This window comes from Arthrobacter sp. NtRootA1 (assembly GCF_019976975.1).
GTDB lineage: Bacteria > Actinomycetota > Actinomycetes > Actinomycetales > Micrococcaceae > Arthrobacter > Arthrobacter aromaticivorans.
This window is the reverse complement of sequence record NZ_AP024630.1, coordinates 1,642,713-1,664,372: the sequence shown is the minus strand read 5'-3', so window position 1 is coordinate 1,664,372 and position 21,660 is coordinate 1,642,713. Positions and strand designations below refer to the sequence as shown.

Here is a 21,660-nt window from a genome sequence, read left to right as displayed (position 1 = left end):
CTCGAAGAATGGGCGTCAGGCGCCGCGAACAGGCAGCGACGGCATGCCCAAAGACACACCTTTCTTGCCCGGGGCCGAGCCCGCGCTCGGAACACCGCAGGAGTCTGCCTGCGAACGATCCCAGGCGTCTCCTGCCCTTGACCGGCGCAGCATGTAATCGTCCAGACCGGCAGGATCGGCGACCAGGTGGAATGCCGCGGCTTCGGTGATGGTCACGGTGACAAAGTCGCCGGGGCGTGGGGTTTCCGCACCATCAGGTACTGAGAAATGAACGAGTCGCTGATCCTTGGACCGGCCAGACAACCGGTGCGTTTCCTCTGCTTTGCGGCCGGACTGCGCCGTCACCAGAATTTCCACACGGCGACCCAGTTGCTTGGCGTTCTCCTCCGCGGCAATACGGTCCTGCAGGGCCGTCAGCCGTTCAAAACGTTCCTGGACCACTGCTTTGGGAAGTTGCTCCGGAAGCTCGGCAGCAGGCGTACCAGGCCGTTTGGAGTACTGGAAGGTGAAGGCTGAGGCGAACCGTGATTTCTCCACGACGTCAAGCGTCGCTTGGAAATCCTCTTCGGTTTCTCCGGGGAAGCCAACAATGATGTCCGTAGTGATGGCCGCATTGGGGATCCGCTCACGCACTTTGTCCAGGATGCCAAGAAACTTGCTGGAGCGGTACGAGCGCCGCATATCCTTCAGGACCTTGTCCGAGCCCGATTGAAGGGGCATGTGCAACTGGGGCATCACGTTGGGTGTCTCGGCCATCGCATCGATGACGTCGTCCGTAAACGCGGCAGGGTGCGGGCTGGTGAAGCGTACGCGCTCAAGGCCTTCGATGTCCCCACAGGCACGGAGAAGCTTTGAGAAGGCCAAGCGGTCACCGAATTCAACCCCGTAGGAATTCACGTTCTGGCCCAGCAACGTGACTTCCACGGCGCCGTCGTCCACCAAGGCCTGAATTTCCGCCAGGATTTCTCCGGGACGCCGGTCCTTCTCCTTGCCACGGAGCGACGGCACGATGCAGAACGTGCAGGTGTTGTTGCAACCTACTGAAATCGAGACCCAGCCGGAATACACGGAATCGCGCTTGGTGGGAAGGGTGGAGGGGAAGACGTCCAGCGATTCCAGGATTTCGAGTTGGGCCTCGTTGTTGTGCCGCGCCCGCTTCAGCAGTGCCGGAAGTGCTCCCACGTTGTGGGTGCCAAACACAGCGTCAACCCAAGGAGCCTTCTTGACGATGGTTTCCCGGTCCTTCTGGGCGAGGCAGCCACCAACGGCGATCTGCATGCCAGGGTTGGCTGCCTTGACCTGCCGAAGCTGGCCAAGGTTTCCATAGAGCTTGTTGTCGGCGTTTTCCCGAACGGCGCACGTGTTGAACACCACGATGTCAGCGACCTCACCCTCCGCCGGCACGTAACCAGCGTCCTCAAGGAGGCCCGCCATACGTTCGGAATCGTGGACGTTCATCTGGCAGCCGAAAGTCCGGACCTGATACGTCCTCGGTTCAAACGGGGAACGGGCATCCGTCACGTGGGCATCAGCATTTGTTGCCAATACTGATGCCGAAGGCGTGGTTTCTGCTGAGGGGGAAGGAATGGTCAAACTCACTACTCAAGGGTACCGGCTTGGGCAAGTACCTCGCCGACGATCCGGAAGGCCATGGAAGGGGCATATCCCTTCCGGGCAAGCATGGATGCCAGCCTGCGGGTGCACTTGTCACGTTCTGCACGATCGGAGAGATCCACGCCCGGCCTCAGTTTGCGCTCAACAAGCTCACGGGCGGCGATTTCCTCATCTTCATCGCTGAGCTGCGAGAGTGCTTCCTCGGCATCATCGAGCTCGATACCTTTCTCCGTTAGCTCACGGCGAATGGCACTTTTTGCCAGCTTTCGGCTTTGGGAGCGGCTACGCACCCACATTCTGGCAAACTCAGCGTCGTCAATGAGCTGGACTTCCTCGAAGCGGTCCAGCACAGCCTCAGCAACATCCAGAGGGACATTCCGCTCGGCCAGCTTGCGGAACAGCTGCAGCCGACTCCGTGGCGCCATCGTCAATTGCCTCAGGACGATGGCGCGGGCCACGGATTCGGGATCAGGCTCAGGATCGCCGGAGACGGAGGACTCCGGGTCCGGCCCGGTTCTAGCCGTCAACGGCCTTCAGCTTCGGGGAATCTTCCTCCGGCTTGACACCCACGCCAAGCTTTTCCTTGATAAGGCGCTCAAGTTCCTGTGCCAGCTCCGGATTATCACGCAGGAAGCGCCGTGAATTCTCCATGCCTTGGCCCAACTGATCGCCGTCGTACGTGAACCACGAACCGGATTTCTTGATGATGCCGTGCTCGACGCCCATGTCAATGATGCCTCCCTCGCGGGAGATGCCCTGGCCGTAGATGATGTCGAATTCAGCAATCTTGAAGGGCGGGGCCATCTTGTTCTTGACGATCTTGGCCTTGGTCCGGTTACCGACGGAGTCGGCACCTTCCTTCAGCGTCTGAATGCGACGGACATCGATGCGCACCGAGGCGTAGAACTTCAGAGCCTTACCACCGGTGGTGGTTTCCGGCGATCCAAAGAAGACGCCGATCTTCTCACGCAACTGGTTGATGAAGATGGCGGTGGTCTTGGTCTGGCTTAGGCGACCGGTGATCTTTCGCAGGGCCTGGCTCATGAGCCTCGCCTGAAGGCCGACGTGGGAGTCGCCCATCTCGCCCTCGATTTCAGCACGCGGGACCAAGGCAGCCACGGAGTCGATGACGATAATGTCCAGTGAGCCGGAGCCCACCAGCATGTCCATGATTTCCAGGGCCTGCTCACCAGTGTCAGGCTGCGACACGAGCAAAGCGTCTGTGTCCACCCCAAGCTTGGCGGCGTAGTCGGGGTCAAGGGCGTGCTCGGCGTCGATGAAGGCCGCGATGCCACCGTTACGTTGCGCATTGGCTACAGCGTGGAGCGCAACTGTGGTCTTACCAGAAGATTCCGGGCCGTAGATCTCTACGACGCGGCCACGGGGCAGGCCGCCAATGCCAAGGGCGACATCCAATGCAATGGATCCAGTAGGAATGACTTCGATCGGGGCGCGGGTGTCATCACCCAAGCGCATGATGGAGCCTTTGCCGAACTGCTTGTCGATCTGGGCAAGCGCTGCTTCGAGCGCCTTCTCACGATCCGGGGTTGCCGCCATGGTTCACACCTCTGATGCTTTCTCGCTGTGGAGTGGCCTGAATGGCCGCTTTCCTGTCATGTCAGACGCTATTACGGCTCCCTGACATTTTTTGAAGCCGACGTGGGCTATGTGGATAACCAACCCTCGGATTGCTTGTGGAATGCGTCCTTCAGGAACAATTTTCCTCTCACAGGAGCATATCCCCATCCGAACAGATATTCGAACAATACAGCGGGCGTGTCACCACCACAGAGCTGGAAGTCCCTTGGCACACATGGCCGGACTTCAGTTGGCCGCAGGCTTGATGTCCCTGCCGAGCCTGCGCTCCATGGGGACATCCTGGACTTCGCAAATGGCCAACCACACTTCCCGTGGCTGGTAGCCGGCGGCAAGCGCCTCTACGGCGGTACGCCCTCCCACGCCGGCCAGCACCAAGGAATCGGCCAGGACGCGGGAATAGCCTGCCCCAAATTCATCGTCCATCAATCGCCAGAAGTCACTTGCCCTCACGGATAGAGTCTCTCACGACGCCGGACTCTAGAATGGTTGCCATGAGCAATCCTCTCCAGAGCATGCCCCCCGAGGCCGTGCCAGGTGACACCATAGACGACGCCCTTCAGCAGGTGGAACACCAGCTGAGCCTGCTCTGGCGCCGTGCCCGTTCCATCTCGCATCAGTTGTCCCGCCAGGTCCACCCGGACATGGAGCCTGCCGCGTACGGACTGCTGACCATCATTCGCCGCGAAGGCCCCATCCGCCTGACGGACCTTGCCTCGTGCATCGGCGTAGGCAAACCCTCAGTCAGCCGCCAGATCGCATTTCTGGAAAGTATCGGCCTGGTCTACAAGGAGGCCGATCCGCAGGACGGACGGGCTCAGTCCATCCGCCTAACGGAAAAAGGCGAAGAGAAGATGCACCAGGTCCAGGACGCCCGCCGGCAGGTATTCCGTGAGCGACTCGGTGAGTGGCCGCTGGAGGATGTCCAAACCTTGGCCGACTACATGGGCCGACTCAACGCCGTCTACGGTGACAGCGTCATCAAGGACGCCACCCTGAAGGAGACCGAGTCCGGGGAGACTGCCAATCCCGCAGAGGACTGACCCGCGTCCCAGCCCCGCTTTGGACCACAGGGCAGGACAAACGAATGGTCACCAGACGCGAAAGGCCCCCAGCCGTAGGCTGGGGACCTTTTCTTAATAATTCCTGGTCTGGGTGTGACCTCTACCGGGCTCCGGAGAGCATGCCCTGCGGGAAGTCGTCGGTAAGGTCAAGATCGCGACCGTAGCGCTGGGAGAATTCCTGCGGAACGGTATCCGGAACAGCTACGCCCTCCGCAACGGCCACGCGGTCGCTGACTTCGCGGAGCATGCTGGACAACGGAACGTCCAGGGCGGTGCAGATAGAGGACAGGAGCTCGGAAGAAGCCTCCTTTTGGCCGCGTTCAACCTCACTCAGGTATCCGAGTGAAACACGGGCGCTGTGCGAGACCTCGCGGAGGGTGCGGCCCTGACGCTGGCGGACATCGCGCAGTACATCACCGATCTCGTGGCGTAGTACAACCATTTTGCGCTCCTTCTGTTCGCTCTGTGCCTGCTTAGCCAAGCCCACATCCTTCCAGCGGACAACGCCGTTTACGGATACGGGCTGCTTTACCATCTGTATCGCCTTGCTCCCTCGTTCATCCGGTTCGCTGGCTGGCGGACCGGTGTGGTTTTCTACATCCTAGGCGCCCCGGCTGTTCCGAAGCGACACAATGACACAACTATTGGCAATGAGTTTTTGTTCCCGACTACTTTACGAACGGTAACCAACCCCTTCCAGTGCATCAATCAGGCGCGCCAGCGCAGCTTCACAGGCTTGTTGCCTGATACTTTGCCTGTCCCCAGAAAAGCTGAATTCAAACGAACCCGTGCCAGTACTCGTAGCGACGCCGACGAATACGGTTCCCACGGTTTTACCGTCATGGGGCTCCGGACCAGCCACCCCTGTAGTGGATATTCCGACGTCGGCCGTACAGGCGCGCCTGGCGCCCTCGGCCATCGCCGCAGCTACGGCCCCATCAACCGAACCAACAGCAGCAATCAGCTCCGTTGAAACGCCGAGGACGGAGGCCTTCACGGAGTTCTGATAAGCAACCACGCCGCCCTGCAACATTCCGGACGCACCGGGCGTGTTGGCCAGGCTGGCCGCCACCATTCCCGCGGTCAGCGACTCCGCCGTGGCCACCGTCAGGCTCTTTCCCAGAGCCAAGACCACTGCCGCCGTCGCTAGCTCTGCCGCTTTGGCAGCGTCTCCGGGGTGACTCATGCGCGGCGTCCCGCGGCACGAAGCCGGAGCGCCTGGACGACGTATTCCGCTCCAGTCCATAGCGTGATGGCAAGGGCGGCCATCATGACCCAGAAGGCCACAACAACCAGCCACGGTGCGATCGCCTCGAGCGGCAGGATATACAGGAAGATGGCCACTGTCTGGATGACTGTTTTCAGTTTTCCGCCGCGTGAGGCCGGCATGACGCCATAGCGGATCACAAAGAACCTCAGTGCCGTGATGCCCCACTCGCGGACCAGGATGAGGATAGTCACCCACCAGGGCAGTTCCCCGAGGATGGACAAGAGCACCAGCGCTGAACCGATGAGCAATTTGTCCGCAATGGGGTCCGCAATCTTGCCGAAATTGGTGATGAGGCCACGCGCGCGGGCGATATCGCCGTCGAGCTTGTCGGTGTAGATCGCCACGGCAAAGGCCACAACAGCCGCCCACCGCCAGATACCTTGATGGTTGTCATCCGCCACGAGGAACCAGACGAAAAACGGAACCAGGACGATGCGGAGCATCGTGAGGATATTGGGAAGGTTCCAGACGTCGGAGCTGCTGGAAGAGGCGTTGTCACCTTCGGCTGTAGTCACCCCTCTAGGCTACCGTCCGGTGAGCGACCAGGCGTCCTCGCCGCCCTCGTCCTCGTCATCGGAGACGTCCGCGCCGTCGAAATATTCAACAGCTTGGGTCCGGTTGTCCAGGTCCGCTGCCACCAGGTCCTCGGCATAACCGCCGACGGCGATGTTGGAGTTCGCGTTATCGCTCAGGGCCGCAGTGTGGGCGTCAGGCGCAGCCGGGGATTCCTGTCCCTTCATGGCGGCAAGCACGGCAGCGAGGTCATCAGGCTTGACCAGGACGTCCCGGGCCTTGGACCCTTCGGAGGGACCCACGACGCCGCGGGACTCCAGGAGGTCCATAAGGCGGCCGGCCTTGGCAAAGCCGACACGAAGCTTGCGCTGCAACATCGAGGTGGAACCGAACTGGGTGGTGACCACCAATTCGGTCGCCTGAAGAAGCACCTCGAGGTCGTCTCCGATGTCGTCGTCGATCTGTTTCTTGGGGGCCTCGGCAGCGACGTCGTCCCGGTACACGGCCTGCAACTGGCCCTTGACGTGTTCCACAACTTTGTGGATTTCTGATTCCGTCACCCAGGCACCCTGCACACGCATGGCCTTGGAAGCGCCCATCGGCAAGAAGAGCGCATCACCCTGGCCAATAAGCTTTTCCGCGCCCGGCTGGTCCAGCACCACGCGGGAGTCCGTAACGGACGAGGTGGCGAACGCCATGCGGGAGGGCACGTTGGCTTTGATCAAGCCCGTGACGACGTCCACGGAAGGTCGCTGCGTAGCCAATACCAAGTGAATGCCCGCGGCACGTGCCAGCTGGGTAATGCGGACGATCGAATCTTCGACGTCGCGTGGAGCCACCATCATGAGGTCCGCGAGCTCGTCCACGATGACCAGCAAGTACGGGTAGGGCTTGATGACACGCTTGGAGTCAACCGGCGGAGTGACCTTTCCTGCCCTGACCGCCTTGTTGAAGTCATCGATGTGCTTGTAACCGTAGTTGGCGAGATCGTCATAGCGGGCGTCCATCTCGCGAACCACCCATTGCAGGGCTTCTGCGGCCTTCTTGGGATTGGTGATGATCGGCGTGATCAGGTGTGGAACGCCTTCATACGCAGTCAGTTCCACGCGCTTTGGGTCCACCATGACCATGCGGACTTCGTCAGGCGTAGCGCGCATCAGGATCGAGGTGATCATCGAGTTCACGAAGCTTGATTTACCAGCGCCTGTAGCACCGGCCACCAGGAGGTGGGGCATCTTGGCCAGGTTGGCGACGACATAACCACCCTCAACGTCCTTGCCGACACCCATGACCATGGGGTGGTCCGTGCGGCGTGCGTTCTGGCTCCGCAGCACATCACCCAGGGAGACCGTTTCGCGGTCTGTGTTGGGAATCTCGATACCGATTGCGGACTTGCCGGGAATGGGGCTCAGAATGCGGACGTCGCTGGATGCCACCGCGTAGGAGATGTTCTTGGACAGCGCCGTTACGCGCTCCACCTTGGTGCCGGGAGACAGTTCGATTTCATAGCGTGTCACCGTGGGGCCGCGACTGAAGCCGGTTACGGCGGCATCGACGTTGAACTGCGTCAGCGTGTCCGTCAGGGCGGCCACGACGGCGTCATTGGCCTCGGTGCGCTCCTTGGGAATGGAACCCGGCGTGAGGAAGTCAGAGGCTGGCAGGGTATACGTGACGTCCCCTGCCAGGGACAGTTGCTCTGTGCGCTGCGGAATTGGCGTGGGCGGCGGAGGTGGCGTTGCCGGTCTGGCCGGCACCTGGGCCGCTGTGGGTGAGGTCATCTCAGGGGTGAGGACCGGAATGGCCTCGGTGGGGTTGTCGATGCCGGGAGCAGCGCCCAAGCCTTGGGCAGCCTTGATCTTTCCCACCGCTATCTCGGCCTGGGTGGGGCGGCGTACGCCCGGCGGAACGCGGGGTGCAGACGGTTGGGGAGTTTCGTCGTCGTCGACTATTGCGTGCTCAAAGGCCTCGTCACCGACGTAGCCTTCCAAACCGGCGTCGGTCTCCTCATCCTTGCCGAAGAGACGCATCCGCTTCTTCTTCTTGGGCTCTGCAACAGCCCCGTCTTCATAGAGGTAGCTGCGATCATGGGCATCCTTGCCGGACTCGGTGTCCATGAGGTCCACGCCCATGAGGTGCTCGTAGGCGGAGCGGATCCTGGAGGGGATCGCTCCGAACGGCGTGGCTGTAACGATCAGGACCGACACGAAGGCCAGCAGGCTGTAGACAATCACCGGGACAATGGCATGAATTGCAGCCAGTGGGGACGCCGCAAGGAAGCCCAGCATTCCGCCCGCCCTGCGCAGTCCATCGAAGCCGTCAGCCACGGTGGGCTGGCCGCCAATAATGTGGGCCAAGCCGGAACCGGCAAAAGTCATGATCATGAAGCCGATGCCAACACGGTTGTTGCCGCGGCCATCCTGCGGTTTGCGGAAGAGGCGGAAAGCGCAGATGAAAAGCATGAAAGGCAAAACAAGCGACATCCAGCCGAAAGTGCCATTGACCACACTGTAGACGGCGTCAGGCAGCCATCCTGTCAGACCCCACCAAGCGAATGTTGCAATGCCGATTCCCAACACAAGGTTGAACAGGGCTGCGCCGTCGCGGCGATCGGCGGGATCGAGATCGCTGACGTCGTATCCGATCCGGCGGACTCCCGCACCCACGACGTGGCCAATACCCTGCCAGGCGCCTGCGAGCATGCGCAATGGCAGCGGTGCATGGGGCTCGACGGCGGCCGGCTGCTTGGAGCGAGCGCTGCTGCCCCGACCGTTCCTGGGCGTGGCTGCACTGCTTTTGGATGCAGCTGCGCCCCGGCCTGTGCCGCCGGATTTACTACTGGAGCTGCCTCGTGGCGTGGAGGAAGTACGGGTCGCCATGATTGCCACGCTACCCCAAGGGGGCCCGAAATCCGCGGATTTCAGGCCCCCTGGGGTGCATGTTGCCGGTGGACTACGCTTCCAGGACCACCGGAATGATCATGGGACGGCGGCGAAGCTTCCGGTTCACCCACGTTCCGATGATCCTGCGCACAACCTGCTGCAGCTGGTGGTTCGTGTGGTCTGCGTGGTTGAGCACAGCTTCTTCCAACGCGGCGTTGATCTTGGGGATGATTTCGTCGAAGACGGCGTCGTCCTCCGCCACACCGCGTGCATGGATTTCCGGTCCGGAGACGATCTTGCCGGTGGTCCGGTTGATGACGGTGATGATGGAGATGAAGCCTTCGTCGCCCAGGATACGGCGGTCCTTCAAATCCGCATCGGTGATTTCACCCACACTGGAACCGTCCACATAAACGAAGCCGACTTCTACCTGGCCAACGATGTTGGCCTTGTGGTCCTTCAGGTCGATGACAGTGCCGTTGTCGCTGAGGATGATGCCTTCGGAGGGCACTCCGGATTCTTCGGCAATGTTTCCGTTGGCAATCAGGTGACGGGTCTCACCGTGAACAGGCATCGCATTGAGGGGCTCAAGGATGTTGTAGCAGTACAGCAATTCGCCGGCGGCTGCGTGGCCGGACACGTGAACCTTGGCCGTCCCCTTGTGGATGACATCGGCACCGAGCTTCAACAATCCGTTGATGATGCGGAACACGGCATTCTCGTTGCCTGGAATAAGGCTGGAGGCCAGGATCACGGTGTCGCCCTGGCCAACAACCACGCGGTGGTCCCCGTTGGCCATGCGTGAGAGTGCCGCCATGGGCTCACCCTGGGAGCCGGTGGACATGAGGACCACGCGGTTATCCGGGAGGTTGTCAATGTTCTTGATGTCCACCAGGATCCCGTTGGGCACATCAAGGTACCCCAGCTTGGCCGCGATGGCCATGTTCCGAACCATGGACCGGCCGACGAACGCAACGTTGCGGCCGTGCTTGGCTGCGGCGTCCAGAACCTGCTGGACACGGTGAACGTGGGAAGAGAAGGAAGCCACGATGATGCGCTTCTTCGCCTGCCCGAACAACCGGTCAAGGGTGGGGCCGATTTCCTTCTCGGCGGTGGTGAACCCGGGAACGTCGGCATTCGTGGAGTCTGCCATGAAGAGGTCCACTCCTTCTTCGCCGAGGCGGGCGAAGTGACGGAGGTCCGTGATGCGGCCGTCCAAGGGCAGTTGGTCCATCTTGAAGTCGCCCGTGTGCAGGACGGTGCCGCCCTCGGTGCGGATGAAGACGGCCAAGGCGTCCGGGATCGAGTGGTTCACTGCGATGAATTCACATTCGAACGGGCCGAACTGCTCCACCTGGCCCTCGGTAACGGTCAGCGTGTACGGCTTGATCCGATGCTCCTGCAGCTTCGCCTCTACCAGGGCCAGCGTCAACTGGGATCCGATCAGCGGGATGTCGGCCTTGAGGCGCAGCAGATAGGGAACAGCACCGATGTGGTCTTCGTGGCCATGCGTGAGCACCACACCAACAACATCCTGCAGCCGGTCCTCGATGTAAGAGAAGTCGGGAAGGATCAAATCAACGCCGGGCTGAGTTTCCTCGGGAAAAAGTACGCCGCAGTCAACGATCAGCAACTTGCCGTCGATTTCGAAGACCGCCATGTTGCGGCCTATCTCCCCCAGTCCACCTAGCGGAACGATCCGCAGTGTGCCTTGCGGCAGTTTCGGCGGAGTAACCAGTCCAGGAAGGGCTGTTTGGGTCATATTGTGCTTCTTTCCGGCGGAACCGGCCTAGACGTTGAAGTCCATTCCGGCTTCCGCCAAATCCCCGCGGATGGTTTGGATCTCGGCCTCGTCCGGCTCCACGAGGGGCAAACGGACAACCGAGTTGGGCAGGACTCCCTGCCACTTGAGAATCTGCTTGGCGGCTACAGCGCCTTGGACCCGCGTCATGGTTGCACGCACCACGGGTTCCAGTTCAAAGTTGATGGCCCGCGCCTTGGCAAGGTCATTGGCATTGACAGCGTCAATGAGTTCGCGGAATCTCCGGGTGGCCACGTGCGTGGTAACGCCCACGAGGCCTACTGCCCCCATGGCCATCCACTGAAGGGTGAGGCCGTCGTCGCCGGAGTAAAAGACCAAATCAGTCTCGGCCATGACGCGGGTGGCTGCGGCGAAGTCCGCCTTGGCGTCCTTGACGGCCACGATGTTTGGGTGCTTCGCAAGCCCGATCATGGTCTCCGGCGCGATGGCAATGGACGAGCGGCCCGGGATGTCATAGAGCATGACCGGCAGGTCCGTAGAGGACGCAATCGTCTCAAAGTGTGCCCGAACACCGGCCTGGCTGGGCTTGTTGTAGTAAGGAGTGACGATCAGAAGGCCGTCGATGCCAATCTGGGCCGCGCGCTGGGACAGGTGCACCGAGTGCGCGGTGTCGTTGGTGCCGGTTCCGGCAATAATGGCAGCTTTGCCCCCCACGGCTTCCTTGACCGCACGGAACATGCCGAGGTTTTCTTCGTCAGTAAGGGTTGAGGTCTCTCCAGTGGTACCGGTGACCACGAGTCCGTCGCAACCGTCCTGGACCAGCTTCTCCGCCAATGCCGCAGCTTGGTCGTAGTCGACCTTGCCATCCTCGGTGAACGGGGTGACCATGGCGGTCAGCAGGGTACCAAGTGCGGGAATTTGCGCGCGGGAGTCAGACATAAGAAAAACGTTACCCTGTCACGGCCATGTTCCGGGAATAGGTTCCGCGTGATGGTCGTCATCGGCGCTGCTGACTATGCGGGCTTGGGCGTCCTCGCCGTGCCCTCCGAGCAATATTGCGCCACCGCTTTTTCCTTCAACTGTTCCGCCCAGGCAATCAAACGCTGCGAAGCGCGGACGTAGTCGAAGAGTTCCCTCGGGGTGAGGGCCTCAAGGTCTGTTTCAGCCAGGCGACGTGCAAGCTCAGCACCTGGCGCCTGCTCGGCCAGGACCGTTCCCTCCCGGCGCCACTGGACATCTTCCGGCGGTTCGCCTGCCACGAGTTGCCTGAAAAGGAAGTCGACAACGCCTGGACTCATCGCCCTCATGGGTCCGTGGAGGCCTTCCGGAGGCTTTGGAGCATCATTCATGAAGCCATGTTATTCGAACATATATTCGAAGACAAGGCCGGTGAGCCAGCCTCACACGTCCTACATACTGGTTCCATGCGGGAGACGACTGTGCTGGTCGAGGGCGAAAGTGACCGGCTCGCGGTGGAGACACTGGCCGTTCGCCTTGGCCATGACCTGATGGCTGAGGGCGTGTCTGTGGTGCCGATGGGAGGCGCGACCAACATCGTCCGTTTCCTTGACCGCTACGGCCCGAGTGGCACTGACCACCGCATACTCGGACTATGCGATGCAGGCGAAGCGCAAGGCATCGCCCGCGCGCTCAGCCGCGCAGGCCTAAATTCCGGCTCCTTGTCCGAGAACGGCTTCGAAGTTTGCCACGCGGATCTGGAGGACGAACTCATTCGCTGCCTTGGGGTTGATGCCGTGCTCAACGTCATTGCGGCCCAAGGAGAGCTCGCCTCATTCCGTCTGCTCCAACGCCAGCCCTCACAGCGCGGCAGACCGGCATCGGCGCAGCTGCGCAGGTTCTTCGGGGGACGCAGCGGCAACAAAATCCGATATGCGTCCCTGCTGGTCGACGCACTGCCGGCAGGACAGGCACCCCCACCACTCGCCCGCCTCGTGGGATCACTTCCGCAATGAGCCAGCTGCCGGGAAAATGCTTCCGGCCCTCTTCACAGCACGGCCACAGTCCCTTATGAGACGATCGCAGCATGACTTCGCAAGAGACGGCGCCAGCCCGGAAGGTGCCCAGGGGACGCAAAGTCTCCACCCGCCTTACGGGCATAGATGCCGCCCGCGGCCTGGCCTTGCTCGGAATGATGGCCACCCATCTGATGCCGACTTTCGGTCCCTCCCCCCAGTGGGAACCCACTTGGGTGGGACTGGTTTTCTCGGGCAGGTCCGCTGCGCTGTTCGCAGTCCTCGCCGGGATCGGGTTGGCACTCACCACCGGAAAGCAGGAGCCGCGCCAAGGCCTGGACCTCTGGGCGGCGAGAAGCGGTGTCGCGATGCGCGCGTTGGTGATTGCCGTCGTCGGGCTGACACTTGGGGGCCTGGACGTCAATATCGCAGTGATCCTGGTGCACTATGCCGTCCTGTTCCTGTGCATCCTGCCGTTTCTGGGATTGCGGCTGAAAGCCCTCTTGTTGTGGGCGCTCGGCTGGGTACTGGTGTCACCGGTGATCGCCTACCTCGTTCGGCCCTGGCTGCTCGACGCAAACCCTCCCTTGCAGTTGGGGCACAACCCAAACAGCGAGGACCTTGAGACGCCGGCACGCTTGGTCGCCGACTTGTTCTTCACGGGCTACTACCCCGTGTTCCAGTGGATCGCCTATTTGCTGATCGGACTGGCGATCGGCCGTTTGGCGCTCACGACGGCGAACGTCCAGTTGCTGCTGTTCACCTGCGGAATCGCCGTGGCCGCCTTGGCCAAAATCGTAGGAACCCTGGCGATGGAGGTATGGGGCGGCCGCGCCGCACTGGAAGCACTGCCCGGAACGCGAGGACACCCGCTGGAGAGCATGCTCCAAGTGAACCTGACCGGCTTGCAGCAGGTGGATTCGTGGTGGTGGCTGGCAAGCGCGGCACCACATGCAGGCACCACCCTGGACCTGCTTCATACCGGTGGGGTAGCTGCCGCCGTCGTCGGGCTCTTCCTGATGCTTGGCACCCTTGCCGAACGCATCAAGGTCAACTTCCTCATACTCCTCAGCGGTCCGGGCGCCATGACCCTTACGCTGTATTCACTCCATGTGTGGGTGGTCTCAGGTTTCCACAACAAGCCACTGCCAGCGGGGTGGACTGCCGAAGGAATGTATTGGACGCAGGCGCTGGCCGCGGTAGGCATCGGCGTGTGCTTTGCCCTCTTCCGACGCCGCGGACCACTGGAGTGGCTGGCCCACCAGGCGTCGCGCCTGGGCAGTTACCGCCCGGCCGCAGTGGGCTGAGAGCGGAACAACTTTACGGCGTCGCGCATTGAAGCGCGGGCACGTTTGCGATCACCGGAAGCGTCGTAGGCGCAGCTCAGCCGGAACCAGGAACGCCAATCCCCGGGTGCTGACTCCGCCTCCGCACGGTACTTTTCGAACTCCGCGTCAGCGGCAGCACGCACAATCCGGCCACCGGGCGTGCGCGGCAGGGTGTCCACAGGCAGGCCACCCTCGGCCTCCAAGACCTTGGCCATCTGTTCGGTCCGCGCCCCGAACAACAGCTCCCGAATGAGCGCCCAAGCGCCAATCATAGGCAATACGAGGTAGGCAGCGCCGATGCCCTTTGCCACCAGATTGGGATCACCAAGCAACAGGATGGAACGCTGGAGGGACACCACCAGGTACAGCACCAACAGCAAGGTGATGGCACCAACCCAGATTTTGGTGCGGTTTTTCTTCACAGACTCCCAGAGAGTTCCCATGATCTTAAAGCCCCAGGTCCAAGTAGCCATCCAGGCCCACGGTCAGGCCCGGGTGGTCCGCAACTTTGCGCAGCCCGAGCAGGACACCGGGCATGAACGAGGCACGGTCGAAGGAGTCATGGCGCAGCGTCAGCTGTTCGCCAGGCCCCCCGAAGAGCACCTCTTGGTGGGCCACCAGCCCGCGGAGCCGCACGCTGTGGACACGGACACCCTCCACGTCGCATCCCCGGGCACCGTCCAAGGACGTTTCCGTGGCGTCAGGACTTGCCGGGACACCCGCTTCTTGCCTCGCCTGGGCAATCAGCTGTGCAGTACGCACGGCCGTACCTGAAGGAGCGTCTACCTTATTGGGGTGATGCAGTTCAATGATCTCCACGGACTCGAAGTACTGCGAAGCTTTCGCCGCAAACGCCGAAGCCAGTACTGAACCCAAAGCAAAATTCGGGGCGATCAGGACGCCTGTTTCCGGTTTCTGTTCCAAGAGCGTCCGTAACGATCCAAGGCGCTGCCCATCCCAACCCGTGGTCCCAACCACTGCATGAATGCCGTGTTCGACCGCGAAACGCACATTTGCCTCGGTGGTGTCCGGAACAGTCAGGTCCACAACATACTTTGCACCTGCATCGAGCAGTGTCTGCAGGGAATCGCCGCGACCGAGAGCCGCTACCAGCTTCATATCGTCGGCTGCTTCAACAGCCTTCACGGCTTCAATTCCCATGCGCCCATGGGCGCCCAGCACTGCAACAGCAAGTTGTTCGGTCATGCCTTTAACCCTACCGCCGGGCCGGGCCGGGGCAGGAACCGTGACTCCCCGCTTACTCCCCCGAGCCGTCCCCGCTTACTCCCCGGCCCCGACCCATTCCACGGTGCCGTCGCTGAAGAACTGTTCCTTCCAAATGGGCACCTGTAATTTGACCCGGTCCACAAGTTCCGAACAAACGGCAAACGCCTGGCCTCGATGGGCGGCCGCCACGGCACACACCAGCGCGGGATCACCTATCTCCAGCATCCCGATCCTGTGTGCGGCCCAAATCCTGACGGGTTGCTCTGCTTCGCCGGAGTGCTCGGCCACCAACTGCGCGACTACGTCGGCCATGATCCTGTGCGCCGTGGGATGCGCGCTGTAGCTCAGGCGGTCCACAGGCTTACCGGAATCGTGGTTCCGCACGACGCCGCTGAAGCTGACTACTGCCCCGGCCGTGTCAGACTCCACCGCGGCAATTGCCTGGTCCACGGAGATAGGCTCGGCGCTCAGGACCGCGCTAACAACTTCAAAGTCTGTTTCAGTGCCCATGGCTTCCTTCCAATTGATCGCAAAGGTGCCCGATTACCGGATCCAGGACAGTCAAGCCGTCCATGACACCCTTCGGGGAACCGGGCAAGTTAATGATGAATGTCTTTCCTGCTGCTCCTGCGTGCCCACGACTCAGCATTGCCATGGGCGTCTTCGCAGCGCCCGCCCGCCGGATACCTTCCATAATGCCCGGGATCTCACGATCCAGCAGCGGCAAGGTTACTTCCGGCGTCCGGTCGTCCGGGCTCAGGCCCGTTCCGCCACTGGTGATGACGACAGCGGGCTGCTGGGTCAGAAGCGCTCTCAAAGCCGCGCCGACAGGCTCGCCGTCGGGCACCACCATGGTGGGGAAGGCATCGAAGCCATGCTCCTTGAGCCAGTCCAGGATGACGGGGCCGGTTTCGTCGGCGTAGATTCCCGCCGCCGCACGCGTGGAGGCAATGACGACGCCGGCCTTCCGCGGCCCGTGGGCGTTTGGTTCGCACGCACTCATGCTTGGGCTCCTTCCGGGGCCGAACTGCCCCGGTTCCAGTCACCGTGCTTCCAATCGCCACTTTTGCCACCGCTTTTTGCCAGCACCTGAATGTCTGTCAGGACCGCATGCTTGTCCACGGCCTTGATCATGTCGTAGACGCTCAGGGCGGCTACGGAGGCAGCGGTGAGGGCTTCCATTTCGACGCCGGTGACACCGCGCGTCTTCACGGTAGCCAGTACATCGATCGAGTCAGCTCCCAACTCAAAATCGACGGTGACTTTGGAAATCGGCAACGGGTGGCACAGCGGGATCAGTTCGGGTGTCTTCTTAGCGGCCATAATCCCTGCCACGCGCGCCACTGCGAGCGCGTCGCCCTTGGGAAGTTCGCCAGCGCCGAGAAGGGCCAGTACTTCCCTGGTGCTGCGCACCGTGGCCGTGGCTGTGGCCTCACGGGTGGTGACTGCTTTCTCTGAGACATCCACCATCTGGGCAGTACCGTCTTGACGTAGATGGGTCAGGCCGCCGGTGTTGCCGGACGTGTTCGTGGGAGTTTCATTCACAGCATCCATACTTCCACTTCGCTTCCCTCCGCGAGTTCCGTGACGTCGCTGGGGATGTGCACCAAGGCGTTCGAGCGCGCCAAGGCGTGCACCAGGTGGCTTCCTGCGCCACCCTCCATTCGGACGGAGCCGTCAGGCAGCACCGTTCCGCGGCGGACTTGATGCTTGCCCTCGGGTGAATGCAGCGGTTCCACCAAGCGCGCCCGCTGTACCGGTCGCGGTGCGGGGGCGCCGTGGATCTGCGAAAGGGCAGGGCGCAGGAACATTTCGTAGGAAACGAGGCAGCTCACAGGATTTCCCGGAAAACCGAGGAACGGAACCCCTTCAAATCGGCCGATTCCTTGTGGGCCTCCGGGCTGCATGGCCACCGGAAGGAAGTCCACGTGCTGGCCCGCCATGGCTTGCCGCACTACCTCATAGGCGCCTTTGCTCACGCCGCCGGTGGTTACGATGAGGTCTACCCGGTGCTGGCCGTCTTCGCTTGCCAGATGACGATTAAGGACTGCGCGCAACCGCGCGGGGTCGTCGTCGGAGATACCGGTCCGTACCACGTCAAGCCCCGATTGACGCATGGATGCTTCCAGGAGCGTTCCGTTGGAGTCGTAGATCTTGCCAGGAGTCAAGCTCTGGCCCGGTTCGAGAACCTCATCGCCTGTGGTGACCAGCAGAACACGCATGGGCTTGCGGACTTCCGCGGAGGTTAGCCCGAGCGCGGCCAACAGGCCAAGCTGCGCTGGTCCTAAGAAGGTCCCCGCGGGTAGGGCCAGGTCTCCTTCGCCGATGTCACTGCCGATGTGTCGGACATAGGTGCCCGGAGTCGTCGCAGGCAGCAAAACGTCAACGTCCTCCGCCTCTGGGTTCGGGAACGTGCTGGGAAGTGCCCGCTCAATGGGAACCACGGCGTCGGCACCCTCCGGAATCATGGCACCGGTCATGATGGGCGCGGCAAAGCCTGGCTTCAACGGCTCAGGAGCCGCCCCCGCCGGAACAGGTGCCGCTACCCGCAGCTTCGCGCCGTCGTCGGGAATGTCGGCAGAGTTGACGGCAAAGCCGTCCATTTGAGAGTTGGCGAAGGGCGGCAGGGAAAGTGGCGCGTGGAGGTCCACGGCCAGCACCTTGCCCAGCGCCTCGAGCAACGGCAACTGTTCAGTCGCCGTGTTCGCGGCCGGACCGCTCAGTAGTTCCACCACGGCGTCGCGATGGGCAGCAACGGATCTGGGCAAGGACATCCTCCTGTGTGTCACGCTCGCGCCCGGAGATTATCCGGACGTACCCAGAGTAGGGCCTTAAGTGACCTTGACGTTGATGGTGTGGTAGCCGGTGGCGCCGTCGGGAGCCACAGGGGTCCGGTCTTCGCTCTGCGGTTTGCCGGTAGAGTCAGTGGCTCGCACCTGGACTTCATAGGTGCCGGGTGTGAGATCAATGCCCAGCTGCCACTGGTACCAGGTATCGGTGGATATCCCTGGTGCGAGCGCCGCCTGCCGCCAAGGGCCGCGGTTCACGCGGAGTTCCACGTGGTCCACGCCGCGATGCTGGGCCCAGGCAACGCCGCCAAACTGCACTTTTCCGGCTTTGACCGTGCGACCACTACGGGGTACGTCAATGCGGGACTGCGTCTTGATGGGGCCGTGATCACTCCAGCCTCGGGGAGTCCAGTAAGCGATATCGTCAGCAAAACGGGTGACCTTGAGTTCGGTGAGCCATTTGGTTGCCGAGACGAAGCCATAGAGTCCCGGCACGATCATCCGCACTGGGAATCCATGTTCCAGGGGCAGCGGCTCACCATTCATGCCAACCGCAAGGAGGGCGTCGCGGTCGTCCGTGAGCGCTTCCAGGGGCGTACTTGCTGTCCAGCCATCGTTGCTGGTGGAAAGCACCATGTCTGCCCCTGGTTTGGGGCCCGCCATGGCCAGGAGTTCCCGTACAGGCCAGCCAAGCCACAGGGCATTACCGATGAGGTCGCCGCCCACTTCATTGGACACGCACGCGATAGTGATGTGCCGCTCCGTCATGGGCTTGGTGAGGAGCGTCGCGAAGTCGAGTTCGACCTCGCGATCCACCATTCCGGTCACCTTCAATTTCCACTGTGGAGGGTCGATGGCCGGAACCGTCAATGCGGTGTCGATACGGTAGAAGTCAGGGTTCGGTGTCACCAAGGGACTGATCCCTTCCAGCGGCAGCGAGGCCCCTGCAGGGATAGCCTGCGGCGTCGTCGATGGAGCTGGCAGCGTCAAAGAGCCCCTGAAACCGGAAGCTACGGTTGTGGCCCGCGTAAGGATGCTGGTGACCACTCCCCCGACAGCCGCCGCAAGCGATGTGGCCCCCAGGGCGTTCAGGAAGCTCCGGCGTGCCAGAGGCGCAGGTTCCGGGTGAGGTGAGGCACCGGCTGGAGCTGATGTCACCACGCCGGATGACGCTTCACGTGCCGGCGCCCAGGTGCCTAGCCGTCGAATCAGCGTGCGGAGCAGCAGCATGGTGACGACGGCGGCCACGATGGGAGCGAAAGCGGCCTGCGGTGTTGTTTGGGCCCGGGTCAGGACGGCGCTTAGGCCCGCCGCGCCTGCCAAGGCCGCCAGAACTAGTCCGAGTCCGGTTCGACGCCGCTCCAGAATTCCGGCCAGGGCAGCCAGAACCACAGCCACGATCAGGATGGAAGCTACCAGCACGATCTTGTCCGCCGTGCCGAAGAGCTGCACGGCAAGGTCCTTCACTCCGGGAGGAACGGAATCGATGACGGCACCGCCCAGTGCCGTCACTGGCGAAACGAGGGGGCTGAGGAACCCGGCGCTCAGTTCGCCTGCTGCAATGCCTGCTGCCCCGGCCGCCACCCCGGCAACCGCAGCCCAGAATCCAGGCTTTCTCATGCTGCGCCTCCTTGGCGATCCACGACAGATGCTGCCGGAAGGGAGCCCGCCGGAAGCGACAGGGCAAACCGACAACCGCCGTCGACGTTTTCCACCTTCACAGCTCCCCCATGCGCCTTGACGATGCCGGCCACCATGCTCAATCCGATTCCTGCTCCGCTGTAGCTTCCCTGCGGTCCCGCCGGGCTCCCCCGTGAAGGGTCCTTCTGCCAGCCGGTTTCGAACAGGTGGGGAAGGTCCTCCTCAGGGATGCCCCCGCAGTGGTCCTGCACTGCGACCACGGCGTTTCCATTGTCCCGCCCGACGCTGGTGTGTACGTCCGTGTCCGGCCTGCTGTAAATGATCGCGTTGAGCAGCACGTTCCGGATCGCCCTGGCCATGCTGGGTCCATCGGCTACGGCCATACACTCGCGGTCTCCCCCGCCGGTGAGCGTAATGCCACGTTGGGCGGCCAGCGGCGCGAGATCGGATAGAGCATCACTGACAAGGTCATAGAGGTCCAGTGACTCGGCGCGCAAGCGAAGGCTTCCAGCCTGGATCTTGGACAACTCCAGAAGATCGTTGACCATGGCAGTCATTTGTTCCGTCTGCCCGATGATCTTCCGGTAGTACTCCGGGATATCGGCCACCATGCCGTCCTCAAGGGCTTCGGTCATGGCGCGCATGCTGGCAAGTGGAGTACGGAGGTCATGTGAAATCCACGAGACGAGTTCGCGCCGCGCGGTTTCAATGGCGGCTTCCCGGGCACGCGATTCCGCAAGGTTACGGCTGCTGGCCTCCAGTTCCTGGGCCAGTTCAGCGAGTTCCGAGGTCATGGCAGGTTCGGCCCGCTTTCCGTTTTTACTGCTGTGGTCCAGGGTTTCGCCCCGGCCGAGTTTCCTGGCTGCCGCCACAAGGCGCGCCGCGTTCCGGGATACCCCGGCTCCCAGCACGAGCGATAAGGCCACCGCTACCGCCGAAGCCATGGCCAGGATGTACCACATGACCTCAAGGTCCCTGGCAGAAATGAACATGGCGTTGAATGCACTGACCATGCCTGCCACGAGGACAGCCACGGTGGCCACCACTACGAGGCAGATCTGGGCCAACACAGAGGCGCGGCGAAGGACGCGCAGCAGCACGAGCGTGATGGCACCGATGACCACTGCCCATAGGAGTACCCAGGCAAGGATGGTGGCAAGCTCAGTGCCCTCCATGGCCATCCCCCTTGGCGTCGAACCTGTAGCCAACGCCCCAAACGGTCTTTAGGAGCTCAGGTTTGGTGGGGTTGACTTCGATCTTCTCGCGGAGGCGCCGTACGTGGACGGTCACGGTGGAAAGATCGCCGAAGTCCCAGCCCCAGACTGCTTTGATGAGTTCTTCCCGGCTGAAGACCTGGTTGGGCCGGCGCAGCATGAAGGCCAGAAGATCGAATTCACGCACTGTCAACGTCAGCGGCGTTCCAAAATGAGTGACGGTCCGGGACGCGGGATCCAATTCAAAGCCTGCCAATTCGACAGGGGGTTCGGGGGAGAATTCCTTGACGCTGCGGCGAAGCACGGACTTGACGCGAAGGACAAGCTCCCGCGGCGAGAACGGCTTGGTGACGTAATCGTCCGCGCCCATTTCCAAGCCAAGGATGCGGTCATCTTCGGTTCCCAGGGCCGTAACCATGATGACCGGTACGCTCATGCTCTGGCGGAGTCGACGACACACTTCCACACCGTCCAGTCCTGGCAACATGCGGTCCAGAATCACAAGGTCCGGCTGTCGGGTTGCAGCGAGCCTAAGCGCCGAGAACCCATCCCCGGCTACGTCAACCTGGAATCCGGCTTGCAGGAGATAGTCGCGGACGACATCAGCAATGGTCTGCTCGTCTTCGACGAGAAGGATGCGGCGATTACCAGGCTCTGCCGCTGATGATGCCGATTGCATGGTCACGCTTTCAGCATAGGTACGCGGGAGCTGCCCGGCACCGGATACGGGTCACTTCCGGGGGAATGTCCGCATTCCGTAAGAACTGGCTACGGCACGGGACATGACCGC

At 62.1% G+C, this 21,660-nt stretch carries 23 protein-coding genes; 3 read left to right on the top strand and 20 right to left on the bottom strand.

The features are described from left to right. Window positions 1-15: 15 nt before the first annotated feature. From miaB to LDN90_RS07635, 4 genes are all read right to left on the bottom strand, one after another. Window positions 16-1,599 (bottom strand): tRNA (N6-isopentenyl adenosine(37)-C2)-methylthiotransferase MiaB, encoded by a 1,584-nt coding sequence (gene miaB / locus LDN90_RS07650; protein WP_223948560.1) that lies wholly within the window; start codon window positions 1,597-1,599, stop codon window positions 16-18. Then, entirely contained in the window at window positions 1,599-2,141 is a 543-nt protein-coding gene (locus tag LDN90_RS07645) for a regulatory protein RecX (RefSeq protein WP_223948559.1), read from the bottom strand. Before LDN90_RS07645 ends, miaB begins: the two co-directional genes overlap by 1 nt. After that, window positions 2,131-3,171 (bottom strand): recombinase RecA, encoded by a 1,041-nt coding sequence (recA, locus tag LDN90_RS07640; protein ID WP_216925257.1) that lies wholly within the window; start codon window positions 3,169-3,171, stop codon window positions 2,131-2,133. The genes LDN90_RS07645 and recA overlap by 11 nt, the downstream gene beginning before the upstream one ends. 267 nt (window positions 3,172-3,438) lie before the next feature. Beyond that, window positions 3,439-3,636, bottom strand: coding sequence for a DUF3046 domain-containing protein (locus LDN90_RS07635; protein WP_254186457.1), 198 nt, complete (start codon window positions 3,634-3,636; stop codon window positions 3,439-3,441). A gap of 68 nt (window positions 3,637-3,704) precedes the next feature. On the opposite strand from LDN90_RS07635, the gene LDN90_RS07630 reads away from it, so the two are divergent. Further along, window positions 3,705-4,253: a MarR family transcriptional regulator gene (locus tag LDN90_RS07630; protein WP_216925259.1), complete on the top strand. Its 549-nt coding sequence runs from the start codon at window positions 3,705-3,707 to the stop codon at window positions 4,251-4,253. Window positions 4,254-4,374: 121 nt separating this feature from the next. Here LDN90_RS07630 and LDN90_RS07625 read toward each other — a convergent pair whose 3' ends face one another. The 7 genes from LDN90_RS07625 to LDN90_RS07595 all read right to left on the bottom strand — a co-directional run bounded on the left by LDN90_RS07625 (window position 4,375) and on the right by LDN90_RS07595 (window position 12,047). Next, on the bottom strand, window positions 4,375-4,809 hold the full coding sequence (locus tag LDN90_RS07625) for a helix-turn-helix transcriptional regulator (protein ID WP_216925260.1): 435 nt from the start codon (window positions 4,807-4,809) through the stop codon (window positions 4,375-4,377). Between the two features lie 138 nt (window positions 4,810-4,947). Continuing rightward, entirely contained in the window at window positions 4,948-5,460 is a 513-nt protein-coding gene (locus LDN90_RS07620; RefSeq protein ID WP_216925261.1) for a CinA family protein, read from the bottom strand. Continuing rightward, window positions 5,457-6,059, bottom strand: a complete 603-nt coding sequence (pgsA, locus tag LDN90_RS07615; RefSeq protein WP_223948558.1) for a CDP-diacylglycerol--glycerol-3-phosphate 3-phosphatidyltransferase — start codon at window positions 6,057-6,059, stop codon at window positions 5,457-5,459. Before pgsA ends, LDN90_RS07620 begins: the two co-directional genes overlap by 4 nt. Before the next feature lie 9 nt (window positions 6,060-6,068). Continuing rightward, on the bottom strand, window positions 6,069-8,933 hold the full coding sequence (locus tag LDN90_RS07610; RefSeq protein WP_223948557.1) for a DNA translocase FtsK: 2,865 nt from the start codon (window positions 8,931-8,933) through the stop codon (window positions 6,069-6,071). Between the two features lie 73 nt (window positions 8,934-9,006). Next, entirely contained in the window at window positions 9,007-10,698 is a 1,692-nt protein-coding gene (locus LDN90_RS07605) for a ribonuclease J (RefSeq protein ID WP_216925264.1), read from the bottom strand. Between the two features lie 27 nt (window positions 10,699-10,725). Next, entirely contained in the window at window positions 10,726-11,637 is a 912-nt protein-coding gene (gene dapA, locus LDN90_RS07600) for a 4-hydroxy-tetrahydrodipicolinate synthase (RefSeq protein ID WP_216925265.1), read from the bottom strand. Window positions 11,638-11,711: 74 nt separating this feature from the next. Then, window positions 11,712-12,047, bottom strand: coding sequence for a hypothetical protein (locus LDN90_RS07595; RefSeq protein WP_223948556.1), 336 nt, complete (start codon window positions 12,045-12,047; stop codon window positions 11,712-11,714). Between the two features lie 75 nt (window positions 12,048-12,122). Here LDN90_RS07595 and LDN90_RS07590 point away from each other — a divergent pair, with 75 nt between their 5' ends. Together LDN90_RS07590 and LDN90_RS07585 are read left to right on the top strand one after the other, a co-directional pair. Next, window positions 12,123-12,671, top strand: coding sequence for a TOPRIM nucleotidyl transferase/hydrolase domain-containing protein (locus tag LDN90_RS07590; RefSeq protein WP_216925267.1), 549 nt, complete (start codon window positions 12,123-12,125; stop codon window positions 12,669-12,671). Between the two features lie 71 nt (window positions 12,672-12,742). After that, a complete protein-coding gene (locus tag LDN90_RS07585) occupies window positions 12,743-13,978 on the top strand; it encodes a heparan-alpha-glucosaminide N-acetyltransferase domain-containing protein (protein WP_223948555.1) in 1,236 nt (411 codons plus the stop codon). Here the strand turns inward: LDN90_RS07585 and LDN90_RS07580 are convergent. The 9 genes from LDN90_RS07580 to LDN90_RS07540 form a co-directional block, all read right to left on the bottom strand. Then, on the bottom strand, window positions 13,954-14,442 hold the full coding sequence (locus LDN90_RS07580) for a hypothetical protein (RefSeq protein WP_216925269.1): 489 nt from the start codon (window positions 14,440-14,442) through the stop codon (window positions 13,954-13,956). The two genes, LDN90_RS07585 and LDN90_RS07580, sit on opposite strands and share 25 nt — an antisense overlap. Window positions 14,443-14,446: 4 nt before the next feature. Further along, the gene (gene dapB, locus LDN90_RS07575) at window positions 14,447-15,205 is read right to left on the bottom strand and encodes a 4-hydroxy-tetrahydrodipicolinate reductase (protein WP_223948554.1); all 759 of its coding nucleotides are present in this window, start codon (window positions 15,203-15,205) and stop codon (window positions 14,447-14,449) included. 75 nt (window positions 15,206-15,280) lie between these two features. Then, window positions 15,281-15,736, bottom strand: a complete 456-nt coding sequence (locus tag LDN90_RS07570; protein ID WP_223948553.1) for a molybdenum cofactor biosynthesis protein MoaE — start codon at window positions 15,734-15,736, stop codon at window positions 15,281-15,283. Next, entirely contained in the window at window positions 15,726-16,229 is a 504-nt protein-coding gene (locus LDN90_RS07565) for a MogA/MoaB family molybdenum cofactor biosynthesis protein (protein ID WP_223948552.1), read from the bottom strand. The genes LDN90_RS07570 and LDN90_RS07565 overlap by 11 nt, the downstream gene beginning before the upstream one ends. Next, complete coding sequence (gene moaC / locus LDN90_RS07560; RefSeq protein WP_223948551.1) at window positions 16,226-16,780, bottom strand: cyclic pyranopterin monophosphate synthase MoaC; 555 nt, start codon at window positions 16,778-16,780, stop codon at window positions 16,226-16,228. Before moaC ends, LDN90_RS07565 begins: the two co-directional genes overlap by 4 nt. Then, entirely contained in the window at window positions 16,768-18,000 is a 1,233-nt protein-coding gene (glp, locus tag LDN90_RS07555; RefSeq protein ID WP_223948550.1) for a gephyrin-like molybdotransferase Glp, read from the bottom strand. The genes moaC and glp overlap by 13 nt, the downstream gene beginning before the upstream one ends. A gap of 57 nt (window positions 18,001-18,057) precedes the next feature. After that, on the bottom strand, window positions 18,058-19,635 hold the full coding sequence (locus tag LDN90_RS07550) for a molybdopterin-dependent oxidoreductase (protein ID WP_223948549.1): 1,578 nt from the start codon (window positions 19,633-19,635) through the stop codon (window positions 18,058-18,060). Beyond that, on the bottom strand, window positions 19,632-20,831 hold the full coding sequence (locus LDN90_RS07545; protein WP_216925276.1) for a HAMP domain-containing sensor histidine kinase: 1,200 nt from the start codon (window positions 20,829-20,831) through the stop codon (window positions 19,632-19,634). Before LDN90_RS07545 ends, LDN90_RS07550 begins: the two co-directional genes overlap by 4 nt. After that, window positions 20,818-21,549, bottom strand: coding sequence for a response regulator transcription factor (locus LDN90_RS07540; RefSeq protein ID WP_223949265.1), 732 nt, complete (start codon window positions 21,547-21,549; stop codon window positions 20,818-20,820). Before LDN90_RS07540 ends, LDN90_RS07545 begins: the two co-directional genes overlap by 14 nt. Window positions 21,550-21,660 lie beyond the last annotated feature (111 nt).

Coding starts and splice junctions, on each gene's coding strand:
- recA (WP_216925257.1), bottom strand. CDS start 3,171: ATGGCGGCAACCCCGGATCGTGAGAAGGCGCTCGAAGCAGCGCTTGCC.
- LDN90_RS07635 (WP_254186457.1), bottom strand. CDS start 3,636: ATGGACGATGAATTTGGGGCAGGCTATTCCCGCGTCCTGGCCGATTCC.
- LDN90_RS07630 (WP_216925259.1), top strand. CDS start 3,705: ATGAGCAATCCTCTCCAGAGCATGCCCCCCGAGGCCGTGCCAGGTGAC.
- LDN90_RS07625 (WP_216925260.1), bottom strand. CDS start 4,809: ATGGTAAAGCAGCCCGTATCCGTAAACGGCGTTGTCCGCTGGAAGGAT.
- LDN90_RS07620 (WP_216925261.1), bottom strand. CDS start 5,460: ATGAGTCACCCCGGAGACGCTGCCAAAGCGGCAGAGCTAGCGACGGCG.
- LDN90_RS07610 (WP_223948557.1), bottom strand. CDS start 8,933: ATGGCGACCCGTACTTCCTCCACGCCACGAGGCAGCTCCAGTAGTAAA.
- LDN90_RS07605 (WP_216925264.1), bottom strand. CDS start 10,698: ATGACCCAAACAGCCCTTCCTGGACTGGTTACTCCGCCGAAACTGCCG.
- dapA (WP_216925265.1), bottom strand. CDS start 11,637: ATGTCTGACTCCCGCGCGCAAATTCCCGCACTTGGTACCCTGCTGACC.
- LDN90_RS07595 (WP_223948556.1), bottom strand. CDS start 12,047: ATGAATGATGCTCCAAAGCCTCCGGAAGGCCTCCACGGACCCATGAGG.
- LDN90_RS07590 (WP_216925267.1), top strand. CDS start 12,123: ATGCGGGAGACGACTGTGCTGGTCGAGGGCGAAAGTGACCGGCTCGCG.
- LDN90_RS07585 (WP_223948555.1), top strand. CDS start 12,743: ATGACTTCGCAAGAGACGGCGCCAGCCCGGAAGGTGCCCAGGGGACGC.
- LDN90_RS07580 (WP_216925269.1), bottom strand. CDS start 14,442: ATGGGAACTCTCTGGGAGTCTGTGAAGAAAAACCGCACCAAAATCTGG.
- dapB (WP_223948554.1), bottom strand. CDS start 15,205: ATGACCGAACAACTTGCTGTTGCAGTGCTGGGCGCCCATGGGCGCATG.
- LDN90_RS07570 (WP_223948553.1), bottom strand. CDS start 15,736: ATGGGCACTGAAACAGACTTTGAAGTTGTTAGCGCGGTCCTGAGCGCC.
- LDN90_RS07565 (WP_223948552.1), bottom strand. CDS start 16,229: ATGAGTGCGTGCGAACCAAACGCCCACGGGCCGCGGAAGGCCGGCGTC.
- moaC (WP_223948551.1), bottom strand. CDS start 16,780: ATGGATGCTGTGAATGAAACTCCCACGAACACGTCCGGCAACACCGGC.
- glp (WP_223948550.1), bottom strand. CDS start 18,000: ATGTCCTTGCCCAGATCCGTTGCTGCCCATCGCGACGCCGTGGTGGAA.
- LDN90_RS07550 (WP_223948549.1), bottom strand. CDS start 19,635: ATGAGAAAGCCTGGATTCTGGGCTGCGGTTGCCGGGGTGGCGGCCGGG.
- LDN90_RS07545 (WP_216925276.1), bottom strand. CDS start 20,831: ATGGAGGGCACTGAGCTTGCCACCATCCTTGCCTGGGTACTCCTATGG.
- LDN90_RS07540 (WP_223949265.1), bottom strand. CDS start 21,549: ATGCAATCGGCATCATCAGCGGCAGAGCCTGGTAATCGCCGCATCCTT.